The sequence below is a fragment of the Mycolicibacterium austroafricanum genome (assembly GCF_000612725.1).
GTDB lineage: Bacteria > Actinomycetota > Actinomycetes > Mycobacteriales > Mycobacteriaceae > Mycobacterium > Mycobacterium austroafricanum.
The window spans coordinates 66,458-81,254 of the sequence record NZ_HG964450.1 but is presented as its reverse complement, the minus strand read 5'-3'; the positions used below and the strand labels follow the sequence as shown (position 1 = coordinate 81,254).

The window sequence follows — 14,797 nt, the reverse complement described above, 5'->3', positions numbered from 1 at the left end:
TCAGATCTTGCGGATGACGGTGACGACCTTGCCGAGTATGGCGGCGTCGTTGCCAGGGATCGGGTCGAACGCCGGGTTGTGCGGCATCAGCCAGACCTGACCCTTGGTGCGCTTGAACGTCTTGACCGTGGCCTCACCGTCGATCATCGCGGCGACGATGTCGCCGTTGTCGGCGACGCTCTGCTGCCTGACGACAACCCAGTCGCCGTCGCAGATCGCGGCGTCGATCATCGATTCACCGACCACCTTGAGCAGGAACAGCGAACCCTCGCCGACCAGTTCGCGGGGCAGCGGGAAGACGTCCTCGACGGCCTCCTCGGCGAGGATGGGTCCGCCCGCGGCGATGCGGCCCAGCACGGGTACGAACGTGGGCTCGGGCAGCGAGTCCGACCCGGCGACGTCGGTGGCGACGATCGGGGCGGCGTGGTCGTCGCTCCCTCGGACATCGACCGCGCGGGGCCGGTTGGGATCGCGACGCAGATAGCCCTTGCGCTCCAGGGTGCGCAGCTGGTGGGCGACCGATGAGGTGGAGGTCAGCCCGACCGCGTCGCCGATCTCCCTGATACTCGGCGGGTAGCCGCGGCTGGTCACGGAAGCGCGGATGACGTCGAGGATGGTGCGCTGACGCTCGGTCAGGCCAGAATCGCGGCCGCGGCCCGAGCCGGCGCCGCTGGTGCTGTCACTGCTGTCGTCGCTCATGTGCCCGAATGTAACCCGACCGACGGCATTAATCAAACATGTGTTCGACGCGTGTCGGGTTCCGGCTGCGGGCCGCGGCTGGAACTTCACGGCCCGGTGGAACTTGTCGGGAACTTGTCGGGGCGTCGCGGTACCTTTCGCAACAGTTCGATCACGTGTTCTATAAATCGAACACCTGATCGACTAGTATTCGAACACAAGAGCGAATACCGGCCCAGATCGAAAGGCGAGCAGATGACCATTCTCGACGATCGCGAAACGTGGAACGAGTTCGAGCGGGCGCCCCGGCTGCAGGTCGGCGGCGGTCGGGTACGCCCGGTGGTTCCGGTGCGCAGGTCACCGTCACGGCGCCCCGGTGGGGCTCCGGTGCGCTACCGGGGGACGGGCGTGCTGGTGTCGCGGGCGCCGCACCGGCGCCGCCCGATCACGCCCGCGACCACGGTGTTGTTGGCGCTGGTCGCCGCGGCGATCACCCTGTGGCTCGGCCTCGTGGGCCAGTTCGGCGAGCTGGTCGGCGATCAAGCAGAGATCCCGGGCCGGCTGGCGGTGGTCCAGGTGCAAAGTGGTGAGTCGCTGCAGCACGTCGCGCAGCGGGTGGCCCCAGATGCCCCGGTCGCCGACGTCGTCGACCGCATCCGCGAGTTGAACAAGCTGGAATCGGTCGCGCTGGACGCCGGGCAGACGCTCATCGCCCCGGTCGCCTGACCTGGCCCGCGAGTTCCCGAAAGACACTGCTGGGCAATCTCTCTGAGGGCGGATTCGATGAGGTATGCACCGTTAGGTCCGGCATTGGGCCGCCCGTGGGTTGCGCAGGTACGCTCAAAGGCGTTCGAAGCGTTTGACTGTCGATGCGGCGAAGGAGCGGTGATGCACTGTCCGTTCTGCCGGCATCCGGATTCCCGGGTCGTCGATTCGCGCGAGACCGACGAGGGCCAGGCGATTCGCAGGCGTCGGTCCTGTCCGGAATGTGGCCGCAGGTTCACCACGGTGGAGACCGCGGTGCTCGCGGTGGTCAAGCGCAGCGGGGTCACCGAGCCGTTCAGCCGGGAAAAGGTCATCCGCGGGGTGCGCCGGTCGTGCCAGGGGCGTCAGGTCGACGACGACGCCCTCAATCTGCTCGCACAGCAGGTCGAAGACGCGGTGCGAGCCACCGGATCGGCCGAGGTGCCCAGCCACGAAGTGGGCCTTGCGATCCTCGGTCCGCTGCGTGAACTGGATGAAGTGGCCTATCTGAGGTTCGCATCGGTCTACCGGTCGTTCTCCTCCGCCGAGGATTTCGAGCGCGAGATCCAGGCGTTGCGGGCCCACCGTGAGGTTCCGGCCCAGAGCTGAGGCTGACGGCCGGGTCAGTCGATCTGCCGCTGGCCGTCGTCGACGACGCGGCCGGCGATCTGCACCCAGCCCTCCGGGCTCCACTTGGTCTCGATCACCGATCCCTGCCCCTGCACGATCGTCAGGTCGCGACTGAGGTGCTCGGTGATCCGCACTGCCGCCGCGCCGGTGGCCTCGTCCTCGCGGATGCCCAGATGGGGGGCGAACATCCGAGACCGGATGGTGTCGGCAGCCTCGTCCAGCCAGGTCCACAGGTAGTGCTCGGCCTCGTCGTCGGCATAGTCGTCGGGGTCGGCGGCGGCTAGATCATCCAGTGAGGCCACGTGGTTGATCGAGAAGTCCGGCGCCCAGTCGGCGCGGGCGCTGACCGCGGTCAGGTCCCCCGTGTAGGTCACCTGCACGATGCCTGCCGGTACCTGCAGGGTTTTGATCGGCAGGCCGCGGTCCTTGAGCCACCATGAGGCGCCTACCGTCGGGTGCCCCGCGAACGGCAATTGGGTGGTGGGGGTGTGGATATGGGCACTGGCGCTGTGCGTCCCCTCGCGCGGCAGGGTGATGAAGACCGTCTCGCTGAAGCCCAATTCGGTTGCGATGCGTTGCCGGTCGGCCGCCTGCACCGTGGAAGCGTCGACGACACCGAGTGGGTTGCCGAATCTGCCGTCCCGGTCAGTGAATACGCGCAGCACTGTCACGTCGATGGCCATGCGTCCGATGCTACGTGGTGCGGGCCCCGTCAGGTTGCGGAGCGCTCGTCGGCACCCATCGCGTCGAGCACCGCGACGCGGGTGTCCGCCGGGCCTGAGATGGTGCCCTCGCTGATACCTGCGCGAAGCAGCCCACGCAGGTACTCGTGGTCGTACACCGCCGGTTCGCTGGTGTCGATGAACTTCTCGACCACCTCCACGAAGCGATCGGGGTCGTCGTGAAACGGGAAGTGGCCGGAACCCTCGAAGACCTCCAGCCGCGAGCCCGGCATGGCTGCGTGGGCCATCTCCCCGTGGCTGACCGGGATCACCGCGTCGCAGTCACCCCAGATGAGTTGGACCGGAACGGATTGCGTCAAGTAGCAGCGGTCCAACATGGTGACCACCTGACCGCGCCAGTCGACCACCGCCCGCAAGGTGCGGGCGAACGCCGACGACGCGGTCGGCTCGGGCAGATCGGCCAGGATGCGCAGCATGTCGGGAATGTCGCGTCCGACGCCGGTCGATCCGAACACCGTGCCGCTGACGCGTCCGAGAACCTGCAGGGCGGGCAGGACGAGCGGAAGCCGCAGCAGGGCGAGGGCCTCGCTGCCCATGGGCAGCGAGGCGAGCCGCAGCGCGATGTTGACGTCCTTCGTCACCCCGCCCGCGCCGACGAGGATCAGTCGGTTGACCAGTTGTGGAAATTGGTAGGCGAACTGCATGGCGACGCCGCCGCCGAGCGAATGGCCGATCACGGTGACGTCGTCGATGTCGAGGACGCTGAGCAGATCCCGCATGCCGTTGGCGTAGGCGGCGACAGAGTAGTCGGCGCGTGGCTTGTCGGACCTGCCGTGCCCCAACAGATCGGGCGCGATGACGGTGAACCGCTGCGCCAACTGGGTCTGCACCGTGCTCCAGGTGGTCGAGTTGTCGCCGATGCCGTGGATCAGCAGGATCGCGGGACCTGACCCGGCCACCCGGAATGCCCGCCGGTAGCCGTGGATGGTGCAGAACTTCAGCGTGGGGGTGAGCTCGCGCACCGGGCGCAGGTTGGGCTTGCGCTCGGTCATCGCGCGGACTCGGGTGTCACGGTGTCACAGGCCCTCTCTGGGGTCGTCCCCGTCCTTGCGCTTCTTCTCGCCGGCCTGTTGCGCGAGGAACCGCTCGAATTCGGCGCCGAGTTCCTCTCCGCTCGGCAGGTCCTCGTCCCGCGCCAGCAGAGACCGGTTCTCCTGAGCGGCAACGAACGCATCGTACTGGCGCTCCAGGGCCTCCACCACTTGGGCGACCTCGGCACTGCCGGCGACCTGCTCGTTGATCTTGTCGAAGACCTCGGCCGCGGCCTGCGTCAGCTTCGTGGTGGGGATCTCCAGCGAACCGTTCCTGGCGACCTCCGACAGCAGGGTCTCCGCCGCGGAGGGGTAGTCGGTCTGCGCCAGATAGTGCGGAACGTGGACCGTGAACCCGACGACCTCATAGCCGTGCTGGGCCATCCGGAACTCCAGCAGATTCGACGCGCTGCCCGGGACCTGCACCTCGTTGACCCACGGCTGGTGCTCGGCGATGAGCTCCTTGTCGTTGGAGTGCGCGGTGAGCGTCATCGGCCGGGTGTGCGGCACCGCCATCGGGATCGAGCCCAGTCCGATCACCCGTCGCACGCCGAGTCGCTCGGACAGCAGCCGCACCGCTGTGATGAATCGTTCCCAGCGCAGGTCCGGCTCGAGGCCGGCGAGCAGCAGAAACGGTGTCCCCGCGGTGTCGCGCAGCGCGTAGAGATTCAGCTCGGGCTGGTCGTAGTGGGTGAAGTGATCGGTCTTGAACGTCATCAGCGGTCGCCGTGACCGGTAGTCGAGCAGCTCGTCGATCGCAAAAGAGGCCACCAGCTCGGTGTCGAGGGTGTCCTTGAGGTGTTGCGCCGACAGCCGTATCGCGTGCCCGGCGTCCGAAAAACCCTCGAGGGCATGGATCAGTACCGGGCCCCGGCCGTCGGGCGACGACAACTGCGGACCCGGAAATTCCAGCTCGTACATTCCGGTCTGCTCCGGTTGGTACTCGTGGCCGGGGTCGTGCACGTCGTCAGCCATTTGTCTCGCCTCCTCGCCTCGGTACTCGCAACATGTGATGTCGGCACAACCGTGAACACCAAGTGTCTCCCACGTGTGCGGCTCACCGCCACGCCGGGCCACCCGGCGTCACCCACTTGTTCGAACGCCCACACGCCGACGTGACATTCCGCGGCGCCCCGGGCCCGACCGCCCCGCCCGGTCGGCCAGGAACCGCCGGCTGGGGGAGGATCGGTGGGATGGCCACTGCCTCCACAGCGAAAAGGTGTCTGGCGCTCGTCGCGGTGGTCGCGCTGCTCGCGTCCTGTGCGGCCGGGCCGCGGCCGCACCCGCCGTCCGCGGTCCCGGACACCCCGACGGCGCGGCCGGTCGCTCCTGATCCCCGCGTGGGGGCGCTCTTTCTCGGCGGTTCGGACCGACACATCTGCACCGGGGCCGCGCTGGCGTCGGCAGGCGAGGACCTGATCCTGACCGCGGCGCATTGTCTGGGCGCCGGGGTCGAGGCGGACTTCGTCCCCGGGTTCGACGGTGGGTCCTCCCCGCCCGAGGCCTGGCGCGTCGATGCGGTGTTCCTGGATCCACGCTGGATCTCCGGGTTCGACCCGATGGCCGACTACGCGGTCGCGCGGGTCAGCCGCGACGACGATGACCGGCTTCACTCGGTGACCGGGGGCGGACTGCGCGTCGGTGCCGCCCCGGCGGTCGGGGACGAAATCACCGTCCTCGGCTATCCCGCGGGTGCGGGCGGCCCGACCGCCTGCCGGGCCGCGGCAGCGCCTGCGCGACAAGGGTTTCCGGCGCTGCACTGCGCCGGGGTGGTCGACGGCTTCTCCGGCGCACCGTGGATCTCCGGATCCACGGTGACCGGTCTCGTCGGCGGTCTCGACGGCGGCGGATGCGCCGAGGAGCTGTCGTTCTCGCCGCCGTTCGACGCGGCGGTGGCCGCGCTGGTGGCGCGTGCCGAGGCCGGCGGGCCCGGCGATGAGGCGCCGGACCAGTTCGACGACGGGTGCGACTGACTCAGCTCCGGAACTGGCTGAGTGCGCGCAGCTTGTTCATCACGTCGAGCGCCGCCACTTTGTAGGCCTCCGAGAAGGTCGGGTAGTTGAAGACGGCGTCGACAAGGTATTCGACCGTGCCACCGCAACCCATCACGGCCTGACCGATGTGCACCATCTCGGTGGCACTGGTCCCGAAGATGTGCACGCCGAGCAGCCGAAGGTCTTCGGTGGACACCAGCAGCTTCAGCATTCCGTAGGAGTCGCCGGCGATCTGCCCGCGGGCCAGTTCGCGGTACCGGGACACTCCGACCTCGTAGGGGATCGCGTTCTTGGTCAGTTCCACCTCGGTGGCGCCGACGTAGGACACCTCGGGGATCGAGTAGATGCCGATCGGCTGCAGCTCGGTCATCCCCTGCGTGGGCTCACCGAAGGCGTGGTACGCCGCCAGCCTGCCCTGGTCCATCGACGTCGCCGCCAGTGCGGGGAAGCCGATGACGTCGCCGACGGCATAGATGTGGTCGACCTTGGTCTGATAGTTGTCGTCGACGAAGATCCGGCCCCGGTCGTCGGCCTCGAGCCCGGCGCTGGCGAGATCGAGGTGGTCGGTCTGACCCTGGCGGCCCGCCGAGTACATGACCGTCTCGGCGGGGATCTGCTTGCCGCTGGCCAGCGTCGTGACGGTTCCGGCGGCGCCGACGTCGACCCCGGTGACCTCCTCGCCGAACCGGAACGTCACGGCCAGGTCGCGCAGGTGGAACTTCAGCGACTCGACGATCTCGGGATCGCAGAACTCGAGCATGCTGCCGCGTTTCTCGACGACGGTGACCTTGGTGCCGAGCGCGGCGAACATCGAGGCGTACTCGATGCCGATCACGCCCGCGCCCACCACCACCATCGACGTCGGCAGGGTCTTGAGGTCGAGGATGCCGTCGGAGTCCAGCACCCGTTCCTCGTCGAACTCCACCCCGGCGGGTCGGGCCGGTTTGGTGCCGGTGGCGATCACGATGTGCTCGCCGGTGAGGGTGGTGCGCTCACCGCGGTGCGGTTCCTCGACGAGCACCGTGTGGGCGTCGAGGAACCGGCCGTGTCCCTGCACCAGGTCGACCCGGTTGCGCATCAGCTGCGACCGCACCACGTCCTGCTCGCGGGAGATGACGTGGGTGGTGCGGGCGAGAAGGTCGGCAGGCGTGATCTTCTCCTTGACCCGGTAGCTGGTGCCGTACAGCTCCCGCTGGCTCATCCCGGTCAGATAGACGACGGCCTCGCGCAGCGTCTTCGACGGGATGGTGCCGGTGTTGACGCACACGCCGCCCAGCATGCGTCCGCGCTCCACGACCGCCACCGTCTTGCCGAGTTTCGCGGCCGCGATCGCGGCCTTCTGCCCGCCGGGGCCGGAACCGATGACGACGAGGTCGTACTCCAGCTTCGAAGCCATGCACAAGGTCTACGCCGGTTGCGGGCACCGTGCATGGCCACCGACGTCAACATCGTGTGAACAGGTTCCCACGGGGATCGGTGCGCAGTTATCCCCAAATCCGCATTCATCCACAGTTGTGCACCGGCGAGATGTCATCGACCGTTCGGCGTCGGCAGCGATTGCGAAGTTGGCCTCATGGCCACAACACCTCGCCCCTATTCCTCGCTCGACCGTCCCGGTGCCCTCATCGCGGCACTACCCGCCGTGCTCGGCTTCGTGCCGGAGCGATCCCTCGTCCTGGTCACCGTCGCCGATGCAGACATGGGCGCGGTGTTGCGCGCCGACCTCTCCGACCCACCGCCGGACCAGCTCTGCCAGCTCGCCGAACTCGCGGCCGCGGCAGGCGCCGAGACCGCGATCGCGGTGATCGTCGACGACTCCGGTGCCGGCTGCGCGATGTGCGCGGACGAGCACCGCAGGCTGGCGAACACACTGACCGACGAACTCGACGCGCACGGCGTGGAACTGGCCGCCGCCTACGTGGTCGCCGAGATCGCCGGCGGTGCGCGCTGGTACTGCGTCGACGGCTGCGGCAACTCAGGCGTGGTCGAGGACCCGACGGCCTCACCGACCGCGGTGGCGGCGGTGTTGGACGGCCGCCGCCTCTACCGGCGACGCGACGAACTCGTCGCGGTGGTCGCGACCGCGGACTCCGCGCGCGCTGCGGCGCTGGGGCGGAAAATCGAGAGCGCGTCCGCTCCCGACCCGTCCCGGCCGGACTCAGAGGCGCGCAGCGATGTCGAACACGCGCTCGCGTGTGTGGAACGCGGCGAACGCGACCGCCCGCTCGCCGACGCCGATTTGGTGCGGCTGGCGTGGTCGCTGACCGACGCCAGGGTGCGGGACACGCTCTACGCGCTGGCCGTCGGGGACAGCGCCGGCGCCGCCGAGGCGGTATGGGCCGAGTTGGCGCGACGTCTGCCCGAGCCCTGGCGGGTGGAAGCACTTGTGCTGCTGGCATTTTCGGCGTACGCGCGCGGTGACGGTCCGCTTGCGGGGATATCGCTGGACCAGGCGCTGCGGGGTGAGCCGCTGCACAACATGGCCGGGATGCTCGAGCATGCGTTGCGATCCGGGATGCGGCCTGAGCAGATTCGCGAGCTCGCCAGGACCGGGTACCGGTTGGCGCAGCAGCTGGGAGTCAGGCTGCCGCCACGGCGACTGTTCGGCCGCCGGGCGGGTTAGTTCAGCTCTGCGAAAACGGGTCGGTCAGACCTTCTCGACCTTGACGGCGTGGGCCATCTCGTGGGGTAGCTCGACCTGCTCATGTCCGGGGATGACGATCATGACCCCACCGTGGTCCTTGACCTCGACGGTCACGCGCGCATTCGGAACCACTCCGGCGTCTTTGAGGCGGGCGATCAGTTCGGCGTCGCCCTGGACGTGCTCGGTGAGCTGCCGCACGACCACGGCGACCGGCATGCCCGCGGGCAGCTCGGTCAGCCGCACCATGCTGAAGGTCTCGTTGATCTCGTCGCCGACGCCCAGTTCCGACAGACCCGGGATGGGATTGCCGAACGGGGAGGTGGTGGGGTTGTTCAGCACCTGGACCAGGCGGCGCTCGACGTCCACGCTCATCACGTGCTCCCAGCGGCAGGCCTCGGCGTGCACCTCCTCCCACGGCAGGCCGATCACGTCGACCAGGAGGCGCTCGGCGAGACGGTGCTTGCGCATCACCGCGACCGCCAGCGCACGGCCTTTCTCGGTCAGTTCCAAGTGCCGGTCACCGGCGACGTGCAGCAGCCCGTCGCGCTCCATCCGCGAGACGGTCTGGCTGACGGTCGGGCCGCTCTGGTCGAGACGCTCGGCGATACGCGCGCGCAGTGGGATCACGCCCTCTTCCTCGAGGTCGTAGATCGTTCGCAGGTACATCTCGGTGGTATCCACCAGATCGTTCATCGCACACCCTCCGTCCTAGGTGAGTCTACCGGCCGGCGCGCCCCGGCAGAGGCCCTTGCACAGGCGACACGGCGCACACCACCCGCCGCGAAGGCCCGCCGGAATTCCGGCGGGCCTTCAGCGGGGGCTCGGTTGCGGGGTCAGCTGGCGTAGGAGCGCAGACGGTCGGCCCGCTCACCGTTGCGCAGCTTGGCCATCACCTCACGCTCGATCTGGCGGACCCGTTCGCGGGACAACCCGAACAGCTTGCCGATCTGATCCAGTGTGCGAGGTTGCCCGTCGTCGAGTCCGAACCGCAGCCGGATCACCTGCTGCTCACGCTCGTCGAGGGTGGCGAGCACGTACCGGATGTCGGTGTGCAGCAATTCGGAGATCACGGCGTTCTCGGCCGACATCGCCTCGGCGTCCTCGATGAAGTCGCCCAGAGGGGCCTCTTCGTCGCTGCCCACCGGCATGTCGAGGCTCACCGGATCGCGGCTGTGCTCGAGGAGGTCGGTGATCTTCTCGACCGGGATGCCCGACTCGGCGGCCAGTTCCTCGTCGGTGGCTTCGCGGCCGAGGTTCTGGTGCATCTCACGCTTGATCCGGGCCAGTTTGTTGACCTGCTCGACCAGGTGCACGGGCAGGCGGATGGTGCGGCTCTGGTCGGCCATGCCGCGGGTGATCGCCTGGCGGATCCACCACGTGGCGTAGGTCGAGAACTTGAATCCCTTGGCGTAGTCGAACTTCTCCATCGCGCGGATGAGCCCGAGGTTGCCCTCCTGGATGAGGTCGAGCAACGGCATCCCGCGCCCGGTGTAGCGCTTGGCCAGCGACACCACCAGTCGCAGATTGGCCTCGAGCAGGTGGCGCCGCGCCGCCTCACCGTCGCGAACGACGGCGGCCAGGTCGCGCTTGCGGTTCTCGCCCAGGCGCTTGCGCGTGTCGAGTAGATGCTGGGCGTACAGACCCGCCTCGATCCGCTTGGCCAGTTCCACCTCGTCGGCGGCGTTGAGCAGCGCAGTCTTGCCGATGCCGTTCAGGTAGACCCGCACCAAGTCGGCAGCTGGGCTTTGAGCATCCAGATCCTGGTCGATGCGGCTGGTGGTGGCATTTGCCATGGCGGCCTCCTGATCGGGTGGAACTTTCATGAGCTACAACGCCCCAAGCCCGCAAAGAGTTCCCGCGATCCTGGTGCTTCACACCTTCTGATCTGCGGTTATTGGAGGTCGACCTGAGAATGTGCTGAGAATGGCGCCGGAATACGCTCAGCGCGGAACGTCGCCGTGCGGCTCGCCGGCGCCGTGTTGCGGCGTCCGGTCGGGCGCGCTGTTGATTGCCGGGTGCTCGGCGGTCGGGAACAGCGGGATGCGCCGCGGTACGTCGTAGCGGCGCGGCTCCTCGGCTTTACGGGGCGGCCGGTCGTTCGCGATCAGCACCGCCATCCACGGCAGCGGGAGCGACACCACCAGGATCGCCAGGGAGATGAGGCCGTTGTGCCAGATGCCGTAGGCCACCGCGGCGAGAATCAACGCGGGGATGCGGAACGACATCAGCGTCAGGTACTTGCGCACCCGCTGCCGGTGTTGCTCCTCGTAGGCGGGGGCGGCCCGGGTGATCAGAACCGGACGGCCCTCGTCGTCGAAACTCAGCTCGGAGTCGCGCATCGCTTGGTCAATCCGGCGTTCACACCTCCACTGTTCCACATTTGGGCCGACCTGCACCCATCGCGTTTCTTACCAATCCATTGCCAGGCAGAATGGTGGCCATGCAAACCCAGACGATCGAACGCACCGAGACCGACGAACGCGTCGACGACGGGACAGACGACGACACTCCGAAGTTCTTCCACTACGTCAAGAAGGACAAGATCGCCGAAAGCGCGGTCATGGGCACGCACGTCGTCGCGCTGTGCGGTGAGGTGTTCCCGGTGACGCGCTCGGCGAAGCCGGGATCGCCGGTGTGCCCCGACTGCAAGCAGATTTACGAGCAGCTCAAGAAGTAGCCGCGTCGCTGGTGGCGACCGGGCCGCCGGCGGCTGCGCGCGGTTCACCGGGCGCCGCGGTCGGGGAGGTGGTGCCGTTGAGTGATTCGGCCTTGGCCTCCAGCCACCAGCGGAAGCGTTTCGCGTGCGTGTCCGGCGCCGGAAACTCCTCTTCGATGGCCGCGTTGAGTTCGGCGCCGATCATGATCGCGAACCCGAGGAAGAACGCGAACAACAGGAAGGCGATCGGCGTCGCCAACGCGCCGTAGGTGTAACCCGTGCTGGTGATCCACGTCAGGTAGACCCTCAGCCCCCATGTCGCGATCAGGAACACCGCGGCGGCCAGCACGGAACCCAGCAGGAGGCGGTGCGACGGCAGCGGTTTGGGCAGCGACACCCGGTACAGCAGGTTCACCGACACCACCAGCGCGACGAACAGCACCGGGTAGTAGGCGAATTGAAGTGCGCTGTCCCAGCTGTCGGGGATGAACTCGGCCACCTTGCGCGGGCCCAGTGCCAAAAACGGCGCCGCGACGATCGCACCGACGAGCATCACGACGTAGAGCCCCAGCGCGTAGAACCGTTGCCGCACCGGGTGGCGCAGCGGTGTCTGATCGTGGGCCTCGGTGATGGAGTCGACGAATGCCGAAATGGCCGACGACCCCGCCCACAGCGAGATCACGAAGCCCAGCGACACCACCTCACCGCGCGCCCCGCGCACGATGTCACGCACCGTCGGCTCGATGATCTCGCTGACGACGTTGGGGGAGAAGAACCGTCCCGCCAGGCTGACGAGCTGGCTCTGGATCGTCACCAAGGTGTCGGGGCCGAACAGCGGTGCCACGTAGGCGAGGCTGCCGAGCATTCCGAGAAGCAGCGGCGGCAGCGACAGGGCGCACCAAAAAGCGGCCTGGGCCGACTCCGAGAAGATCGAGTCGTCCCAACTCTTGCTCAGGGCTCGGATCGTGATGTGCCGAATGTGGTGGCGAGACGGTCTGGCCCGCTGCGTGGGCCGCACGTCCGGCCGCTCTGACTGGTCATCCATGACCAGACCAGCATTGCCGATTCAGCGCTAAGGCTCCAGCGGGCTCACTTCGAGGACGGCTGCGAGTTCGACCAGCTTCGCCTCGTGCTCGTTGGCGTGGTGCTGGCAGAACAGCAGTTCGGCACCCGACGGCAGCTTCGCCCGGACTCGGGCCGCGGCCCCACAACGGTCGCAGCGGTCAGCCTTGGTCAATTCAGGGCTGGTGAGCGTTGCGGTCATGGCACCTCCGTTGGGTGGTAGCGACTTACATCTACTCTGTCAGACGCTTGGGGTTCCGGCCTTGTTCCCCGGGGGTTTACGGGTGTGTCGTGTCTCACGGATACCCGCGTTGCGGCGGTCGAAAGGCGGCGGTATGAGCTCAGCACCCGTCCTTGTGCACCTGTGCGGCTCGGACGAGTGGCGGCGGGCCCAGCGTAGCGGCGTGCACGCGCCGGATTCTCTGGACAGCGCCGGATTCGTCCACCTCTCGACTCCCGCGCAGGTTCATCTGCCCGCCAACCGGCTCTACGCCGGCCGGACCGACCTGATGCTGCTACGCGTCGATGCCGCACGCCTCGCCTCTCCTGTGCGCTGGGAACCGGGGCTCCCAACCGATCCCGATGGCATGGTGTTCCCACATTTGTACGGACCTTTACCGGTGGCGGCTGTGATTAGCGTCACGGCATACCGCCCCGGTTCCGACGGTCGGTTTCCTCCGCTCGAGGGTTAGGTCACCGGCCCCACGAACGCGTCCGCTTCGATCTCCACGACCAACTCGGGTGAGATCAGGGCCGACACCTCGACCATGGCCGTCACCGGCCGGATGTCTCCGAAGAACTCTGCATGGACGGCGCCGACTTCGGCCCATGACGAGATGTCGGTGACATAGATCCGGGTCCGGACCACGTCCGACAGCGATGCACCCGCCTGGTTCAGGGCGGCTTCGATGCGGTGCAACGCCTCCCGGGCCTGCGCCGCGGGTCCTGCGCCGGGCGCGGTGGTGCCGGCGACGGCGACGTGCGGTCCGACGCGTACCGCACGGGAGTAGCCGACCTCGGCTTCGAACGGCGATCCGGACGAGATGTTCATGCGCTGGGTCACCGTGACAAAATAGGCCCGATGTGACAAGGGTGCCCGACCCGGCCCGACCGTGACTCAATACACTGCTCGCCGTGGGCATCATCTTTGGGTTTGCGCCGTGGATCGTCTACTGGGTACTTGTCGGCAACGTGCCGTTCCATGCCGCGGTGCTGATCGCGCTCGCCGTCGCCGTCGCCGCGTTCGTTGCCGCAAGGGTGGCACGCTCACCAGGCCGGACCCTCGAAATCGGTGCTGTGGCAACATTTCTCGTCCTCACAGCACTGACCTTCACGATGAGCTCGGCGTTCATGGAGCGGTGGCTGCAGCCGCTCAGCAACGCCGGGATCTTCTTGGTGGCGCTGGTTGGCGCGCTGGTCGGCAGGCCGTTCGTCCGGGAGTTCGCCGTCGTGGGCCAGCCGAAGGAGGTGATCGAGAGCGAGCCGTTCGCCCGGATCACGTCGGCGCTCACGTGGATCTGGATCGCCGCGTTCGGCGGCATGACGGTGTCCTCGGCGATCCCGCCCCTCGTGCAGGGGGACGCGACGATTCTCGACACCAGGACGCCGCTGTCGTTCCTGTGCTACTGGGTCGTGCCGTTCTCGCTGCTGGGCGTCGCGGCGCTGCTGACCCGCATCCTGCCCGACCGGATGCTGCCGCCCGAGGAAGAGATCGTGCGTAAGACGACGTTCGTCGCGTTCGCCGAAGCGGAGATCGACCAGCTGATCTATCTGGCCACCGAGCACGCCAACCGCGAGGTCGGCGCGGGCAAGGAGGCCTACGACGTCAGGATCGGCTCCAAGGGTGTTCCCCTCGTCGGCGATGACACCCGTGAGTCATGGCCGTCGACGTACAAGGTGCGCGAGCGCAAGCGCTGACGCTTCCCCGCCGGGTCGGCCGACACGCCTCGACCGAGAGTCTATTGACAGCGCTGTCGATTTGCCATGTAGATTTCAGCTAATTCCTACAGGCAGGCAGACGGGGGACTTGGCATGGCACGGCGCCTCAGCAAAACGGTGGACGCTTCCGACGGGAACATCCTCAGGTGCGCCGGCGCCGGCCCGCGGTACTGGATCGCCGCGGGCACCGGCGGTGCCGCGGTGATGGGCGTCGGACTGCTGGCCGGCCTGTGCTCGGAGACTCCGGCAACCGTCGAGCGTCCGGTGCGACTGGCCTCCTTCGATTCTCTGATCGTCGCCAATTCCCCTGTGCCAGAGGATATTTGGCTCTTCGGTGCGGCGGGGTCGCCCAAGCGTGACCGATCCGGTCCGGCAACTGCCGCCGCGCCGGGAGTGGCGGCGGTGCGGCCGATGATCGGCCCCGGCGGTTGGCTGATCGGCGACGGTGCGGATGCGGTCGAAGACTGTGAGGGTTCGGCCTGCGATGGCCGAAACGGCGGCGTGCTGTGGGGCAACGGCGGAAACGGTGCACGCGGTGGCAAAGGTGGCAACGCCGGGATGTTTGGCGGGAACGGCGGCCGCGGGGGCGATGGCTATCTGCCGGGCCAGGATGGCGGCGACGGCGGGGATGCGGGCATCTTCGCCTCGACGGGTAACGGCGGGGCCGCCGTCGGCGC

At 68.0% G+C, this 14,797-nt stretch carries 18 protein-coding genes and 1 pseudogene; 8 read left to right on the top strand and 11 right to left on the bottom strand.

All coding sequences use genetic code 11. From position 1 onward, the window contains the following. Positions 1-699, bottom strand: coding sequence for a transcriptional repressor LexA (gene lexA / locus BN976_RS00470; RefSeq protein WP_011779666.1), 699 nt, complete (start codon positions 697-699; stop codon positions 1-3). A gap of 234 nt (positions 700-933) precedes the next feature. On the opposite strand from lexA, the gene BN976_RS00465 reads away from it, so the two are divergent. Next, positions 934-1,404 (top strand): LysM peptidoglycan-binding domain-containing protein, encoded by a 471-nt coding sequence (locus tag BN976_RS00465; RefSeq protein ID WP_036367025.1) that lies wholly within the window; start codon positions 934-936, stop codon positions 1,402-1,404. A gap of 162 nt (positions 1,405-1,566) precedes the next feature. Next, entirely contained in the window at positions 1,567-2,031 is a 465-nt protein-coding gene (gene nrdR, locus BN976_RS00460) for a transcriptional regulator NrdR (RefSeq protein ID WP_011779668.1), read from the top strand. A gap of 14 nt (positions 2,032-2,045) precedes the next feature. On the opposite strand, the gene BN976_RS00455 is transcribed toward nrdR, so the two are convergent. From BN976_RS00455 to BN976_RS00445, 3 genes are read right to left on the bottom strand one after another with little or no spacing between them, the layout of a single operon-like run. Continuing rightward, on the bottom strand, positions 2,046-2,735 hold the full coding sequence (locus BN976_RS00455) for a PhzF family protein (RefSeq protein WP_011779669.1): 690 nt from the start codon (positions 2,733-2,735) through the stop codon (positions 2,046-2,048). Positions 2,736-2,764: 29 nt separating this feature from the next. Continuing rightward, a complete protein-coding gene (locus tag BN976_RS00450; RefSeq protein WP_011779670.1) occupies positions 2,765-3,787 on the bottom strand; it encodes an alpha/beta fold hydrolase in 1,023 nt (340 codons plus the stop codon). 24 nt (positions 3,788-3,811) lie between these two features. Next, entirely contained in the window at positions 3,812-4,801 is a 990-nt protein-coding gene (locus BN976_RS00445) for a proteasome assembly chaperone family protein (protein ID WP_011779671.1), read from the bottom strand. A gap of 218 nt (positions 4,802-5,019) precedes the next feature. Here BN976_RS00445 and BN976_RS00440 point away from each other — a divergent pair, with 218 nt between their 5' ends. After that, a complete protein-coding gene (locus BN976_RS00440) occupies positions 5,020-5,799 on the top strand; it encodes a trypsin-like serine peptidase (protein ID WP_011779672.1) in 780 nt (259 codons plus the stop codon). 1 nt (position 5,800) lies between these two features. Here BN976_RS00440 and sthA read toward each other — a convergent pair whose 3' ends face one another. Next, positions 5,801-7,216: a Si-specific NAD(P)(+) transhydrogenase gene (gene sthA, locus BN976_RS00435; RefSeq protein WP_011779673.1), complete on the bottom strand. Its 1,416-nt coding sequence runs from the start codon at positions 7,214-7,216 to the stop codon at positions 5,801-5,803. Positions 7,217-7,393: 177 nt separating this feature from the next. Here sthA and BN976_RS00430 point away from each other — a divergent pair, with 177 nt between their 5' ends. Continuing rightward, a complete protein-coding gene (locus BN976_RS00430) occupies positions 7,394-8,443 on the top strand; it encodes a DUF4192 domain-containing protein (protein ID WP_011779674.1) in 1,050 nt (349 codons plus the stop codon). A gap of 24 nt (positions 8,444-8,467) precedes the next feature. Here BN976_RS00430 and BN976_RS00425 read toward each other — a convergent pair whose 3' ends face one another. From BN976_RS00425 to BN976_RS00415, 3 genes are all read right to left on the bottom strand, one after another. Further along, complete coding sequence (locus BN976_RS00425) at positions 8,468-9,157, bottom strand: iron-dependent transcriptional repressor DtxR (RefSeq protein ID WP_011779675.1); 690 nt, start codon at positions 9,155-9,157, stop codon at positions 8,468-8,470. 140 nt (positions 9,158-9,297) lie between these two features. Further along, positions 9,298-10,257 carry a sigma-70 family RNA polymerase sigma factor SigB gene (sigB, locus tag BN976_RS00420; protein WP_036368877.1) on the bottom strand — a complete coding sequence of 320 codons (960 nt, stop codon included), beginning with the start codon at positions 10,255-10,257 and terminating at the stop codon, positions 9,298-9,300. A 147-nt stretch (positions 10,258-10,404) separates the two neighbouring features. Next, the gene (locus tag BN976_RS00415) at positions 10,405-10,803 is read right to left on the bottom strand and encodes a DUF3099 domain-containing protein (RefSeq protein ID WP_036367017.1); all 399 of its coding nucleotides are present in this window, start codon (positions 10,801-10,803) and stop codon (positions 10,405-10,407) included. A 101-nt stretch (positions 10,804-10,904) separates the two neighbouring features. Here BN976_RS00415 and BN976_RS00410 point away from each other — a divergent pair, with 101 nt between their 5' ends. Further along, on the top strand, positions 10,905-11,141 hold the full coding sequence (locus BN976_RS00410; protein ID WP_036368875.1) for a DUF3039 domain-containing protein: 237 nt from the start codon (positions 10,905-10,907) through the stop codon (positions 11,139-11,141). Here BN976_RS00410 and BN976_RS00405 read toward each other — a convergent pair. Together BN976_RS00405 and BN976_RS00400 are read right to left on the bottom strand one after the other, a co-directional pair. Continuing rightward, a complete protein-coding gene (locus BN976_RS00405; RefSeq protein ID WP_011779679.1) occupies positions 11,131-12,165 on the bottom strand; it encodes a YihY/virulence factor BrkB family protein in 1,035 nt (344 codons plus the stop codon). The genes BN976_RS00410 and BN976_RS00405 overlap by 11 nt on opposite strands. 27 nt (positions 12,166-12,192) lie before the next feature. After that, the gene (locus BN976_RS00400; RefSeq protein ID WP_011779680.1) at positions 12,193-12,384 is read right to left on the bottom strand and encodes a DUF7455 domain-containing protein; all 192 of its coding nucleotides are present in this window, start codon (positions 12,382-12,384) and stop codon (positions 12,193-12,195) included. Positions 12,385-12,517: 133 nt separating this feature from the next. Between BN976_RS00400 and BN976_RS00395 the strand changes: the two genes are divergently transcribed. Continuing rightward, entirely contained in the window at positions 12,518-12,874 is a 357-nt protein-coding gene (locus BN976_RS00395) for a DUF952 domain-containing protein (RefSeq protein ID WP_011779681.1), read from the top strand. Here BN976_RS00395 and BN976_RS00390 read toward each other — a convergent pair. Then, on the bottom strand, positions 12,871-13,233 hold the full coding sequence (locus BN976_RS00390) for a RidA family protein (RefSeq protein ID WP_036367014.1): 363 nt from the start codon (positions 13,231-13,233) through the stop codon (positions 12,871-12,873). The two genes, BN976_RS00395 and BN976_RS00390, sit on opposite strands and share 4 nt — an antisense overlap. Before the next feature lie 83 nt (positions 13,234-13,316). Here BN976_RS00390 and BN976_RS00385 point away from each other — a divergent pair, with 83 nt between their 5' ends. Together BN976_RS00385 and BN976_RS00380 are read left to right on the top strand one after the other, a co-directional pair. Next, a complete protein-coding gene (locus BN976_RS00385; protein ID WP_036367011.1) occupies positions 13,317-14,099 on the top strand; it encodes a hypothetical protein in 783 nt (260 codons plus the stop codon). Between the two features lie 114 nt (positions 14,100-14,213). Further along, positions 14,214-14,797: pseudogene (locus BN976_RS00380) on the top strand (hypothetical protein); the annotation flags it as partial.